An 11665-nucleotide genomic window follows, 5' to 3' on the forward strand; every position below is an offset into this window, starting at 1 on the left:
GCAGTGATGCTAGGAACGTGTTCCACTCCGCACAAGCCGAAATGAGCAACCGCTTAGTCATTGTGCCCGGAGCCCCGGCAGGTGTCAGCCCGCTCCACCTCGGTACGGTCACGGCCACCTCCGGATCCCGCGCCCTCGGCTGCTCCTCCCTCACGCTAGCCTCGGCGACCGACAACGGCGCGTGGACGAGTGCTGAGGAGTTCCATGAGCAGCGGGCAGGGCAGGGCGGATCGGGCGTACGACATCGTGCTCTACGGGGCCACGGGGTTCGTCGGGAAGCTCACCGCGGAGTATCTCGCCGAGCACGCGCCCGAGGGGCTGCGCTGGGCGATCGCCGGGCGCGACGCGGACAAACTCGCGGCACTGCGCGAGCGGCTGCCCGGCGGCGCGGAGATCGGCGTGCTCCAGGCGGACGGGGCCGATGCGCGGGCCGTCCGCGAACTCGCCCGGCAGACACGGGTGGTGGCCACGACCGTCGGCCCGTACATCGCGTACGGCGAGGAGTTGGTGGCCGCCTGCGCCGATGAGGGAACCGACTACCTGGATCTGACCGGCGAGCCCGAATTCGTCGACCTGACGTTTGTCCGGCACGACGCACGCGCGCGCGAGACCGGCGCCCGGATCGTGCACGCCGCGGGCTTCGACTCGATACCGCACGACCTCGGGGCGTACTTCACGGTCCGTCAGCTCCCGCAGGACGTGCCGATCACCGTGGACGGGTTCGTGCGCGCCGAGGGCATGTTCTCGGGCGGTACGTTCGACTCCGCGCTCACCGGCTTCTCGCGCGCCCGGCAGACGATGGCCGCCGCGCAGGACCGCAAACGGCACGAGCCGCGGCTGGTGGGGCGGCGGGCGTACGCGCCGGTGAGCGCTCCCCGGTACGCCAAGGAGGTCGGGGCGTGGGCGCTGCCGCTGCCGACCATCGACGCGCAGGTGGTGCAGCGCTCGGCACGCGCTCTGCGCCGCTACGGGCCGGACTTCCGCTACCGCCACTACGCGGCCGTGAAGACCCTGCCGTTCGCGGTGGGCGGGGTCGCGTTCGTCGGCGCGGTCGTCGCCGCCGCCCAAGTACCGCCCGTTCGGCGCTGGTTGGGCGACCGGATCAAGCCGGGCGAGGGGCCGAGCGCGGAGCGGCGGGCGAGGAGCTGGTTCTCGGTGCGGTTCGTGGGTGAGGGCGGCGGGAGCCGCGTCTTCACTGAGGTCGCGGGCGGCGATCCCGGCTACGGCGAGACGGCGAAGATGTTCGCCGAGTCCGCGCTGTGCCTGGCCCTCGACGACCTCCCGGCCACGGCGGGTCAGGTCACCACGGCGGTCGCGATGGGCGACGCGCTCATCGAACGGCTGCGCGCGGCGGGGATCACGTTCCGCGTGGCGGCGTCCCGGTAGCACCCGAACGGGCCCCCTCGCCGGGCCGGCCTTACCGGACCCACCCGGTCACCGTGTAGACCATGCCGGCGATCCAGGCCAGTCCGGCGATCACGGCGAGCAGCAGCCCGGCCGTCACGGCACGTTCGACGGGCTGGGTGGGGTCGGCGGCGGGCTTCGGTGCTCGGTGCGTCGTCATGCGGCACAGCCTGCCGAACATGACGACGTACCGGTATCCGTACGCGTACTCAGCTTGAGATTTAACCCATCGGATTCGAACGCCTCTGACCGGCGCTTTCGGATGCGATCAACGCGCCTGCGGCAGCCCTGAATCGGGCGAAAACGCCCAGCTCGTACGGCGGAGGGTCGTGTTCGAACGGCGAGGACAAATCTCAAGCTCAGTTCGTCTCGGATGCCGGCCGGGGGCCTCGTCACGGCCGGGGCTCCGGTGCCATCCTCGGCAGCCGGTGCGTCGGCGGGCCGGGCAGCCACCAGGCCCGGCGGCCCAGGAGTCGTATGACGGCCGGCACGATGAGCCGGCGGATGACCGGGGCGTCGAGGAGGACGGCCGCGGCGAGGCCCAGGCCGAAGTGCCGGAGCATCCGGCTGGGGCATCCGGCTGGGGCCGGGGCCGAAGGCCGCGAAGACGACGATCATGATGGCGGCGGCCGTGATCACCCGGCCGGTGGCGGCTCCGGGCGGCCACCGCGTCGGAGAAGTCCTGCGGGGCCGCGCCGGCTCCGCCGACCAGGTACTCGGCACCGGTCTCCGCGCTCGGTGCGGGCAGGACGCCGTCGTGGACAAGCCCACGGCCAGGGCACCGTCGGCCGCCCGCCCGCCCGCGTGGCAGCCGGGCTCCGCCGAAGCACCTCGCACCATGCGCTCAGCGTGGGACGGCCACCCCCTCGCCGCCCTCGTCGCGCCGGAGGGACCGGCCCCGACCCGACCGCGACCCCTGGGGTCCGCCCGGCCGGGACCGACAACCGCCGGGGTAGCCGGATGTCCGCCCGCTCGCCGGGTCGCGCTCAGCGGCATCCTGGTCGGTGGCGTCGCGCAGGGCCCGTCGGCACAGGGAGTCGGCGCGACGGGTGGACTCCGGAAGGCGGTAGTCGGGGGTGAGCGCGAGGGTGTGCGCGCAGGCGTTGCCGAGACTCACCCGGTGGCCGACGGAGACGAAGACGGGCTTGACGCCGTCACGGGTACGCAGGGCCCTGCCCACCTCCTCGGTGCCCGCGAGGAGCGGGGAGGCGCTGCCGCGTGGGGCGGCGGGCTCGTCGTACGTGAAGGTGAAGGGGTTCTTGGCGACGCCGATCGTGGGGAGCCCGGTGAGGACGCCGAGGTGGGCGGCGAGGCCGAAGCGGCGCGGGTGGGCGAGGCCGTAGCCGTCGCAGACGAGGAGACCGGGGTCGCGGGGCAGCGCGTCGAGGGCGGCGAGCACGGTCGGGATCTCCCGGAAGGCAAGCAGTCCGGGGACGTACGGGAACGACACCGGCCCGATCGCCGTGGCCTCGGCGACCACGCCGAGGGTCGCCCCGTCCAGCACCACGGCCGCCGCCGCGACCACGTCCCGTTCGTCGTCGTACGCGACGTCGACGCCGGTGACGTACCCGGTACCGGGCGGCGGTCCGGTCTCGTCGAGGGCCACCTCCCCCCGCAACTCGTCCTGCACGGCCAGGGCTTGCTCTTCGGTGGCGGGCCAGCCCGCCGGGATGCGTACGGTCGTCATGGTGCTGCCGAGCGTACGCATCCCGGTACCCGGCGCGCTCCAGGACTACTTGCCGCCCAGGGCCCGCTTGAGCTGGCTCTTGTTCATGTCCGAACGGCCGTGGATGTTGCGTCGCTTGGCCTCTTCGTAGAGCTGGTCGTACGTGGGCCCCTCGGACCCCTTGTGCGAGCGCTGGCCGCCGCGCTTGCTGGACGACATGTCCTGGGTGGAGGTGCGGCTCGCCGTCTTGGACTCGCCCGACCGGGCGCGCTCCTTGTTGACGGTCCGGGCGGCGATCTCCTCGGCGCGCGACTCGCTCTCACCGCGGTCCTTGGCGCTTTCCTTGATGTGCTCGTACTGGCGTTCCCTCTTGGGGCTCGAACCGCGTGGCATGGTCGATCACTCCCTTCGTGATTCGAACACGCCACAAGTATCCCCTTTCAGCCGGAACAACCCATCGGAACGGACGGTACCGTTCAGTCTTCCAGCCGGGCCCACGCGCCCCTGCTCCCCGGCGGCCCCGGCCAGGGGCGCGGTCGACGGTGTCGTACGAGCCGGTGTCGACCGTGCGCCAGGTGCGGCCGGCGTCGGTGGTGAGGTCGGGGCCGACGGCGAGTGCGGTCGTACGGCTGTACTGGAGCCAGGTGGCGCCGGAGCGGTGGGCGGGCGGCGGCTGCGCGGCGGGCGGGCGTCCAGGCCCAGCCGTCGCCGGTGGTGGCCACGGCCCTTGGGGACGGCTGGTCGACGCGATAGTCGCCCGCCGACGGCGATGCCGTGCGCCCGGTCGCGGAAGGCGAGGCGATGACACCGCGCGCCGGGTCGCCGACCGGGACGGGAGTGTCGGCGACCGTCCAGGTCAGCCCCCGGTCGGCGGAGTGCAGCACACGCGCGCGTGCCCGCGGCGAGACCGCGAAAGCGCACGTCAGTTCCGTTTTCCTACAGTTCCCAGTGCGGTGGACGACCGTCCCCGTGTGCCTGCGCGGGCACCGCCGGGGCGGCGGCCGGCGCCGCCGCCACGCCCGTCGCCCATCGCCCAACTCGTCCGACTCGTCCGATTCGGCCGGCTCATCCGTCTCGACCGCCCCATGCCCTCATGGCGGGCGAGGCCAGTCCACCGATCCGACGCCGTCCAGATGCCCTCGGCCGGGAACCGACGGGGCACATGCGGTGTCCTCACCCATATCCCGGGACACGGGATGAGAAAAGGATCACCTCAGTGATTGGGCTCGGTGACAGAGGTCACTCGACCCTCATGTGCACGGATCGGCCCGATCCCGCGTCTTTCGAAGTGCCCGGCCTCAGCCATCCGGAGTCCGTCCAGCCGTCACAAGGGAGCAGGCGTTGTCCACCGTCATCGAGCAGCCCGTAGAGGCCCGTCTCGTCGCCGCCGCGCCGCGGATGCCGAGCATTCCCGCAACGCTCCACTACGACCGTCGCGACCCCTTCGCCGTCCGCATGACCTTCCCCGCCCCGGCCACGCTGGAGGGTGTCGAGGTCTGCTGGACCTTCGCCCGCGAACTCCTCGTCACCGGTATGGAGGAGTCCGTCGGCCACGGGGACGTACGGGTCCGCCCGTACGGCTACGAGCGGCTGGTCCTGGAGTTCCACGCCCCGGAGGGCACCGCCGTGATACACGTCCACACCAGTGAGGTACGGCGCTTCCTGGAACGTTCGACCGAGCTGGTGCCGCTCGGCCTGGAGCACCACCATGTCGACCTGGACCACGACCTGGCCGAGCTGATGCGGGACGCCTGCTGAGACGGCCCTCGCGGGTGCCGCCCCGCTCCGCCCGGGGGCGGCCGGCCCGGCACCGGTTCCCGCCTGTCCGGGCGTCGCGTTAATGCGTTGACACCCTCCGACGCCCATTCGTACGTTGTTCCACGGTCCTGTTGCCGTCGATTGGAGAAGGACGTTGCTCGTCTGAGGTCCTGAGACACCGCATCACACACCTGCCGCGTACCGGCTTCACCTGTGTGCTTCGCGTGCGACCTCGGCGTACGAGCCGTCCCCCGGCAGCGGGCTTTCCTCTTGCCCTCGTCGTGTCGTCCTCGCGGTGTTTCGAACGCGTCGCCCGCTGGCCGCTTCCCGCATGCACGAGGTCCTTCATGTCTACTCCCTTGTCCCTCACCTGCACGTCCCTGTCCTTCGCCTGGCCCGTCGGCACCCCCGTCTTCGACGATCTGCAGATCGCGTTCGGCCCCGGCCGGACCGGGCTCGTCGGCGTCAACGGGTCGGGAAAATCAACCCTGTTGAAGCTGATCGCCGGTGAACTCACTCCCACCGAGGGCACTGTCCGCGTGGTCGGCGACGTCGGCTACCTCCCGCAGAACGTCACGCTCGACACCGGCCTGAAGGTCGACGAGGCGCTCGGCATCGCCGCCGCCCGCGCCGCGCTGCACGCCATCGAGGCGGGCGACGTGGCCGAGGAGCATTTCGCGGCGGTCGGCGACGACTGGGACGTCGAGGAGCGCGCCGTGGCGACCCTCGCCCAACTCGGCCTCGGCCACGTCGACCTGGACCGCACGATCGGCGAGGTCTCGGGCGGCGAGTCGGTGCTGCTGCGTCTGGCCTCGCTGCTGCTGTGCCGGCCCGGCGTCCTGCTCCTGGACGAGCCGACCAACAACCTCGACCTGTACGCGCGGCGCCGGCTGTACGACGCGGTCTCGTCGTGGTCCGGCGTCATGATCGTGGTCAGCCACGACCGTGAACTCCTCGAACTGGTCGACCAGATCGCCGATCTGCACGACGGTGAGGTCACCTGGTACGGCGGCAGCTACTCCGTGTACGAGGAGGCCCTCGCCACCGAACAGGAGGCCGCCGAGCGGATGGTGCGGGTCGCCGAGGCCGACCTGAAGAAGCAGAAGCGCGAACTCGTCGACGCACAGGTCAAGTTGGCCCGTCGCAAGCGGTTCGGGCAGAAGATGTTCGAACAGAAGCGGGTGCCGAAGATCGTCGCGGGGGCCCGCAAGCGCGCGGCCCAGGAGTCCGCGGGCAAGCACCGCGTCCTGCACGAGGAGCGACTGGCCGGAGCCAAGGAGCGGTTGGACGAGGCGGTGGAGGCCGTCCGGGACGAGGACGAGATCCGCGTCGAGCTGCCGTACACGGCGGTGCCCCCGGGCCGTACCGTCCTCAACCTGCTGGATCTGGAGCTGAAGTACGGCGCCCGGGTGCGCGGCGGGTTCGATCTGCGCGGCCCCGAGCGGATCGCGCTGATCGGCCGCAACGGCGCGGGCAAAACCACGCTGCTGCGGACGATCGCGGGCGAGCTGGAGCCGGTGAGCGGTGAGACGACGGCGCACGTCCCGCTGCGTTTCCTGCCACAGCGGCTCGACGTCCTCGACGACGATCTGACCGTCGCCGAGAACGTGGCCCGGTTCGCGCCGGACGCCACCAACAACCGGGTGCGGGCCCGTCTCGCCCGCTTCCTCTTCCGGGGCGCGCGTGCCGACCAGCCGGTGGCGACACTGTCCGGCGGGGAGCGCTTCCGGGCCGCCCTCGCCGCCCTGATGCTCGCGGAGCCCGCCCCGCAGCTGCTGATGCTGGACGAGCCGACGAACAACCTCGACATGGCGAGCGTGCGGCAGCTGACCACCGCCCTGGAGTCGTACGAGGGCGCGCTGATCGTGGCCGGCCACGACCTGCCGTTCCTGGAGTCGCTCGGGATCACCCGCTGGCTGCTGATGGAGGAGGGAGAGCTGCGCACGACCACGCCGGAGGAGATCGCGTCGACGGGCTGAGGACGGTACGGCGAGGGGGCACGGGCGCACGGGCCGTCGAGGCCTTGGCTACCGCCGCGTGTCTCAGGAGGGCAACCCGCTTCCTTCGGGGGTTTTGTCCACGTGGACCGGCGCTGCATGATGGCGGACCGGCGTCGCTTCACGGGCGCCGGAAAACCCTCGTCCGATTCGGAGTCCCACACGTGCCCAGCAAGAAGGCCCTCGTCCGCCGTCCCAGCCCGCGCCTGGCCGAAGGGCTGGTCACCCACGTCGAACGCACGGAGGTGGACGTCGACCTCGCGGTCGAGCAGTGGGAGGCGTACGGGGAGGCCCTGCGCGCCCACGGCTGGGAGACCATCGAGGTGGAGCCGGCCGACGACTGCCCGGACGCGGTGTTCGTCGAGGACACCGTGGTCCTGTACCGGAACGTGGCGCTGATCGCACGCCCCGGCGCCGAATCCCGGCGGGAGGAGACCGAAGGGATCGAGGAGGCCGTGGCCGCGCTCGGCTGCTCGGTGAACTGGGTCTGGGAGCCGGGCACACTGGAGGGCGGTGACGTCCTCAAGGTCGGGGACACGGTGTTCGTGGGCCGGGGCGGGCGCACCAACGCGGCCGGGGTGCGGCAGCTGCGGGCGGCGTTCGAGCCGCTCGGCGCGCGGGTGGTCTCCGTACCCGTGAGCAGGGTGCTGCATCTGAAGTCGGCGGTCACCGCGCTGCCCGACGGCACGGTCGTCGGGCACATCCCGAAGATGGACACGCCGTCGCTGTTCGGCCGCTTCCTGCCGGTGCCGGAGGAGGCCGGGGCGCATGTGGTGCTGCTCGGCGGCGACAAGCTGCTGATGGCGGCGAGCGCGCCGAAGACCGCGGAGCTGTACGCCGACCTCGGGTACGAGCCCGTCATGGTCGACATCAGCGAGTTCGAGAAGCTCGAAGGCTGTGTGACATGTCTCTCCGTGCGACTGCGGGAGCTGTACGCCTGACAGGTGGCCGCTTCGCCTTCTCGGCCCCGGGACCTGCGGCTCCACGGGGACCTTGGGCATGCCTGCCGACCACATGGCGGGCCTGACTTATCGGTGATCTTTACAACACGCTTAACCTACGGATACGTAACCTACGGATTCGTAGCCTACGATGCCGTAGGTTACGGTCGCCCGCCCGCGGCCGCGCTACAAGATCCTCGTTCCCTGATCGTCCCCCTGGAGCCCCTGTGTCGATCACTTCTCCTCACCTCGGCAGCCCGTCCACCGCCTGGACCGATGCGCGGCTGCTCTACGCGCTGGAAGAAGTCGTCGAGAAGGAACTCAACCGGCATCTGAAGGTCACCAAGGACTGGATGCCGCACGAGTACGTGCCGTGGGGTGACGGCCGCAACTTCCCCGGCCTCTTCGAGGACGGCGAGGCCTGGGAGAAGGGCCAGTCGAAGGTCACCGAGATCGGCCGGATCGCGCTGGTCGTGAACCTGCTCACGGAGGACAACCTCCCCAGCTACCACCACGAGATCGCCGCCCTCTTCGGCCGCGACGGCGCCTGGGGCACCTGGGTGCACCGCTGGACCGCCGAGGAGGGCCGGCACGGCATCGTGATGCGCGACTACCTGCTCGCCTCGCGCGCGGTGGACCCGGACAAGCTCGAAGAGTTCCGCATGGCCCACATGAGTGAGGGCTTCGAGTCGGACAACCGGCACTCGATGCTCCACACGGTCGCGTACGTCGCCTTCCAGGAGCTGGCCACCCGCGTCTCGCACCGCAACACCGGCCACCAGTCCGGCGACCCGGTCTGCGACCGCATGCTCGCCCGTATCGCGACGGACGAGAACCTGCACATGGTGTTCTACCGGAACCTGCTGAAGGCCGCCTTCGAGCTGGCTCCCGATCTGACGATGCAGGCCGTCCGCGACGTCGTCGTCGACTTCCGGATGCCCGGCCACGGTATGCCCGGCTTCGAGCGCGCCGCCGCGCAGATGGCCATCGGCGAGGTCTACAACATGCGCATCCACCACGACGACGTCCTTCAGCCCGTCCTCCGCTTCCTGAAGGTCATGGAGATCGACGACCTCGGGCCGGAGGGCACCAAGGCGCAGGAGGAGCTCGGCCTCTACATGGACGGACTCGACGCGGAGGCCCGCAAGTTCGACGAGAGGCTCGCGGTGCGCAAGGCGCGGATGGCGGCACGGGCCAGAGCGTAACCGGCTCGCCGCCCGAAGCCGAGGGCCGAGGGCCGCGCAGGGGACGGGGCGGCTGGATTCGAACCAGTGTGTTCCGGTTTTTGGAGAGCGGCGCGCCTGCCTCAGCGCCACGGCCCCGCCCTTGCGGGCCGGCATGGCGGGTCAGACGCGTTCGGTGCGCCGGAGCCGGAGTCTTTCCTTCTCCGAGAGGCCGCCCCAGACACCGAACCGCTCGTCGTTGGCCAGTGCGTACTCAAGACAGGCGGTGCGCATCTCGCACATACCGCAGATGCGCTTCGCCTCACGCACCGAGCTGCCGGGCTCGGGAAAGAAGAAGTCGGCCCCCGTCTGCGCACACAGTGCCCGCTCCTGCCAGACGCTGTCGATTGGGCTGATCGTGTCCTTGTGCATGCTCAGGATCGTGCCGGGCCCCGAAAAACGTTCGATCAACGGGCCATCAACAGAGCACCCGGCCCTCCATGCTCCGCTCACCGACCCGGCGGACGCACGGCGGCGCGCGGAAGGAACGCACACCTCAACGACTCCATGGATCGCCCGGCGTGAGCGGGATGCCACCTTCGGCGGCCGGCTGGGGGACCGACTGGTCGCCCGGGCGGCGACGGCAGGGTGCTGCGGGTCATCTCACCGCAGAACCCGATGGCACCGTACGTCGACCGGCCCGACCGGATGCCGTCCCACGCCTGACCGGGACTCCTTCATCGACTTCACCGGCGGCCACTCCTTCGCCAGGCCGACCTCGAAGGACATCTTCACCTGCGACCACGGCCCGTTCGCGGACGACCCCCGGTGACCACGACGACAAGAAGGCACCTCGCCCGGCTCGCCGCAGGCTTCAACCGCTCGATCACGCTCCACCCGACGCAGCCGAACGGGGCGACGGCGGCCGACGACCAGCGGGAGACCCTGCCGAACCACTGGTCACGCGTGGTGCACGTCAACTCGCCCACCGGGTAAGCGCTTTCGTACGACGACATACGTGCCGACGGACAGCCTGACGTCTCGGGCGCGGACCACGACGCCAATCCGCGGCGCTGCGCGCTGACGGTCGGCGCATAGACGTGTTTCGAAAGTAGCGTCGTCCGCCCGGAGGGCGGGGCTCGCGGCGTCTGGTGCGGTGCGTCGCGAGGCGGAGGGTCGCCCGCGTACCGGGCGTACGCGGGCGATCCCGGCAACGCGGCGAGGTGCCGTGCCAGGCGTCGCGAGCCAGACGGGACGTTCGAAACACGCCCGGGTCCCCGGCGGTCACGCGGAGGCGCGTCGTACCAGTGTGGTCGGCAGGACGACACCGGGCGGCGCGCCGCTCGGGACCTGTTCGTCCTCCTCGGGCCCGCGCCGTTCGAGGCCTCGGAGCAGGAGCCTGGCCATCAACCGCCCCATCTCCTCTATGTCCTGACGGATCGTCGTCAACGGCGGATCGGACTGCTCGGCCACCGGCAGCATGTCGTCGAAGCCCACCACGGCGACGTCTTCGGGGACCCGCCGCCCCCGCTCCCGCAGAACGCGCAGCGCACCGGACGCCGATACGTCGTTGGCGGCGAACACGGCGTCCAGCTCCGGGCAGTGGTCGAGGAGTTCCCGCATGGCTCGCTCCCCGCCCGCCGGGGTGAAGTCGCCCTCCACGATCAGCCCGGGGTCGGCGTCCACCATGACGTCGCGGAACCCTTCGAGCCGGTCCACGGCGGAGGTCTGGTCGAGGGGGCCGGTGATGTGGGCGACACGGGTGCGGCCGAGGCCGACGAGATGCCGTACGGCGTCCCGCGCGCCGCCCCGGTTGTCGCTGTCGACGTACACGGTGGGCGTCTCGCCGCGTGTACCGTCCGCCCAGCCGGGCCGGCCGCCGAACACCGTCGGCACGCCGGCGCATTGGATCAGGCCCGGCAGCGGGTCGTCCAGGTGCAGCGAGAAGACGAGCGCCCCGTCGACGTGTCCGCCGGCGAGGTACCGTCCCACCCGTGCGTAGTCCTCGGGCCCTTCGGTGAGCAACAGGACGAGCTGCGAGTCGTGGGCGGTCAACTCCTTGCTGATACCCCGTAGCTGGAGGGCGAAGAAAGGGTCGGCGAAGACCCTGGTCTCCGGCTCGGCGATCACCACGGCCACGGCGTCGTGCCTTCGGGTGACGAGACTGCGGGCGGCCTGGTTGGGCACGTACCCGAGCTCCTCGACCGCCCTGCGCACCCGCTCGACCAGCGGCTCCCGCACACCCTCGCCCCCGTTGACCACCCGCGAGACCGTCGCCCGGGACACCCCGGCCCGCACGGCCACGGCCTCCAGCGTGGGACGCGATGTCGTCTCGGTCACTTCGGGACACTCCTCCGGGGTGGTTGCGATCAGGATAGCCCTGGAAGGGAGGCGCTGAGAGCGCTCCCTGATCACCGCCCGGCACCGTTCGGGATCCAATCGCGCGAAGCGCCGTCGCTCGCCGAGGAGCGCCGGACGACCTGAGACAAGACCCGTGAGAACTCAGTACCCGGTCCCGTACGCCCGTCTTCCGGGCGCGTACCGCGACCCTCACCTCCACCCCAGCGGGGTCGATGCGGTCGGCCGCGTCCACTGGCTGCCCAACGAGCGGTCGAAGCCCTCGCCGCCTGGCGATTACGCGGCGGAGATGATCCCCCCTCGCCGAGCGCTCGGTGTCCGGGAGACTTCGGCGACTCATGGGACTCGTGCGGCTCGTATCCCGGAATCGTCCCGTCC

9 protein-coding genes and 3 pseudogenes are annotated in these 11665 nt (G+C 71.2%); 6 read left to right on the forward strand and 6 right to left on the reverse strand.

The features are described 5' to 3' along the window. Positions 1-204: 204 nt before the first annotated feature. The gene (locus WBG99_RS03320; protein ID WP_338894860.1) at positions 205-1386 is read left to right on the forward strand and encodes a saccharopine dehydrogenase NADP-binding domain-containing protein; all 1182 of its coding nucleotides are present in this window, start codon (positions 205-207) and stop codon (positions 1384-1386) included. 31 nt (positions 1387-1417) lie between these two features. On the opposite strand, the gene WBG99_RS03325 is transcribed toward WBG99_RS03320, so the two are convergent. The 4 genes and pseudogenes from WBG99_RS03325 to WBG99_RS03340 form a co-directional block, all read right to left on the reverse strand. Beyond that, positions 1418-1564 carry a hypothetical protein gene (locus tag WBG99_RS03325; RefSeq protein ID WP_338900584.1) on the reverse strand — a complete coding sequence of 49 codons (147 nt, stop codon included), beginning with the start codon at positions 1562-1564 and terminating at the stop codon, positions 1418-1420. 232 nt (positions 1565-1796) lie between these two features. Beyond that, a pseudogene (locus WBG99_RS03330) lies at positions 1797-2058 on the reverse strand (MMPL family transporter); the annotation flags it as partial. A gap of 352 nt (positions 2059-2410) precedes the next feature. After that, a pseudogene (locus tag WBG99_RS03335) lies at positions 2411-3091 on the reverse strand (endonuclease V); the annotation flags it as partial. Positions 3092-3136: 45 nt separating this feature from the next. Continuing rightward, complete coding sequence (locus WBG99_RS03340) at positions 3137-3463, reverse strand: plasmid stabilization protein (RefSeq protein WP_338894861.1); 327 nt, start codon at positions 3461-3463, stop codon at positions 3137-3139. A gap of 948 nt (positions 3464-4411) precedes the next feature. Here WBG99_RS03340 and WBG99_RS03345 point away from each other — a divergent pair. The 4 genes from WBG99_RS03345 to WBG99_RS03360 all read left to right on the forward strand — a co-directional run bounded on the left by WBG99_RS03345 (position 4412) and on the right by WBG99_RS03360 (position 8971). Continuing rightward, the gene (locus WBG99_RS03345) at positions 4412-4828 is read left to right on the forward strand and encodes an SsgA family sporulation/cell division regulator (protein WP_338894863.1); all 417 of its coding nucleotides are present in this window, start codon (positions 4412-4414) and stop codon (positions 4826-4828) included. Between the two features lie 347 nt (positions 4829-5175). Next, positions 5176-6807, forward strand: a complete 1632-nt coding sequence (locus tag WBG99_RS03350; protein WP_338894864.1) for an ABC-F family ATP-binding cassette domain-containing protein — start codon at positions 5176-5178, stop codon at positions 6805-6807. Between the two features lie 182 nt (positions 6808-6989). Then, positions 6990-7766: a dimethylargininase gene (gene ddaH, locus WBG99_RS03355; RefSeq protein WP_338894866.1), complete on the forward strand. Its 777-nt coding sequence runs from the start codon at positions 6990-6992 to the stop codon at positions 7764-7766. A gap of 227 nt (positions 7767-7993) precedes the next feature. Further along, entirely contained in the window at positions 7994-8971 is a 978-nt protein-coding gene (locus WBG99_RS03360) for an acyl-ACP desaturase (RefSeq protein WP_338894867.1), read from the forward strand. Positions 8972-9112: 141 nt separating this feature from the next. Here WBG99_RS03360 and WBG99_RS03365 read toward each other — a convergent pair whose 3' ends face one another. Continuing rightward, the gene (locus WBG99_RS03365) at positions 9113-9361 is read right to left on the reverse strand and encodes a WhiB family transcriptional regulator (RefSeq protein WP_338894869.1); all 249 of its coding nucleotides are present in this window, start codon (positions 9359-9361) and stop codon (positions 9113-9115) included. A 201-nt stretch (positions 9362-9562) separates the two neighbouring features. Here WBG99_RS03365 and WBG99_RS03370 point away from each other — a divergent pair. Then, positions 9563-10027: pseudogene (locus tag WBG99_RS03370) on the forward strand (beta-1,3-glucanase family protein); the annotation flags it as partial. A 186-nt stretch (positions 10028-10213) separates the two neighbouring features. Here the strand turns inward: WBG99_RS03370 and WBG99_RS03375 are convergent. Next, positions 10214-11269, reverse strand: coding sequence for a LacI family DNA-binding transcriptional regulator (locus tag WBG99_RS03375; protein ID WP_338894871.1), 1056 nt, complete (start codon positions 11267-11269; stop codon positions 10214-10216). Positions 11270-11665 lie beyond the last annotated feature (396 nt).

Source organism: Streptomyces sp. TG1A-60 (assembly GCF_037201975.1).
Taxonomy (GTDB): Bacteria; Actinomycetota; Actinomycetes; order Streptomycetales; family Streptomycetaceae; genus Streptomyces.

Excerpts from the sequence above, each read along its gene's own strand:
- WBG99_RS03320 (WP_338894860.1), top strand. The coding sequence starts at position 205 with ATGAGCAGCGGGCAGGGCAGGGCGGATCGGGCGTACGACATCGTGCTC.
- WBG99_RS03325 (WP_338900584.1), bottom strand. The coding sequence starts at position 1,564 with ATGACGACGCACCGAGCACCGAAGCCCGCCGCCGACCCCACCCAGCCC.
- WBG99_RS03340 (WP_338894861.1), bottom strand. The coding sequence starts at position 3,463 with ATGCCACGCGGTTCGAGCCCCAAGAGGGAACGCCAGTACGAGCACATC.
- WBG99_RS03350 (WP_338894864.1), top strand. The coding sequence starts at position 5,176 with ATGTCTACTCCCTTGTCCCTCACCTGCACGTCCCTGTCCTTCGCCTGG.
- WBG99_RS03365 (WP_338894869.1), bottom strand. The coding sequence starts at position 9,361 with ATGCACAAGGACACGATCAGCCCAATCGACAGCGTCTGGCAGGAGCGG.